Here is a 790-nt window from a genome sequence, read left to right as displayed (position 1 = left end):
AAGTACCCTTCCGTTGCCTGCGTGGAGAACGCCTGCCAGATAATGCTTGGCATTCTGCCCCGGTGTGACAACCCGCTTTTGCTGCGCTCTGAACATCCAGTCGGCTCCTAATTTGGGATTGAGGTCTATATCGACTTCATCCTCATAAAACACCGGATTATCGGCATCACAGCGGGCCAGCGCGGCGTCGATATTCGCCATTTTTTCCTGATAGGCTGGGTCTTTTATCCGCAAGGTCGGCACGGGCCTGCGCCAGACAATGCCCATACGAGGTAACCATCGGCGGAGCGTGGAGGCTGCCACATTGAGCCCTGTTAACCGATTGATTTTTATAGCCAATAGTTCAGTACACCAACGGCTGCGCTGATAACCAAAATCTTGCGGAGAAAACTGCATGAGCAGCACCAGTAGGGTGACAATCTTGGCGATAGGTAAGACTGGGGCACGGCCAGCCGGTAAGGCTTCTAGCGCATCTATGCCTTCATCTCGATACCACCGAAGCCAACGACCGATGGTCGAGCGCGCAGCGCCGGTAAGGTGATGAACATCGGTGATCGTGCGTCCTTCATGTAACAGCAAGATGGCCATCAAGCGACGAGCATGTCCTTTATCACGGGTGGCATGGATGATTTTGTGAATGCGGCGCCGTTGTGGTCGTGGCAGAGGTGGTAGGATAGGCATCAACTCAGTCCTTTGGGTGTGGCTTGTTTTGTTTAGCGACTAATCAGATCGCACAAACTGGACTGAGTTCCCTTCCTCCGGTGATCTACTATTCGGAACAGCTATTTAG

1 protein-coding gene is annotated in these 790 nt (G+C 53.0%); it reads right to left on the bottom strand.

Annotated elements, in window-relative coordinates:
• The coding region (locus C3418_RS23775; RefSeq protein ID WP_103859394.1) for an IS630-like element ISAhy2 family transposase at nucleotides 1–681 on the bottom strand (681 nt) is incomplete at its 3' end.
• Nucleotides 682–790 lie beyond the last annotated feature (109 nt).

The sequence above is a fragment of the Aeromonas sp. ASNIH8 genome, assembly GCF_002919855.1.
In the GTDB taxonomy this organism is placed as follows: domain Bacteria; phylum Pseudomonadota; class Gammaproteobacteria; order Enterobacterales; family Aeromonadaceae; genus Aeromonas; species Aeromonas caviae.
The sequence above is the reverse complement of the archived record's forward strand: the minus strand, read 5'-3'. Positions and strand labels throughout refer to the sequence as shown.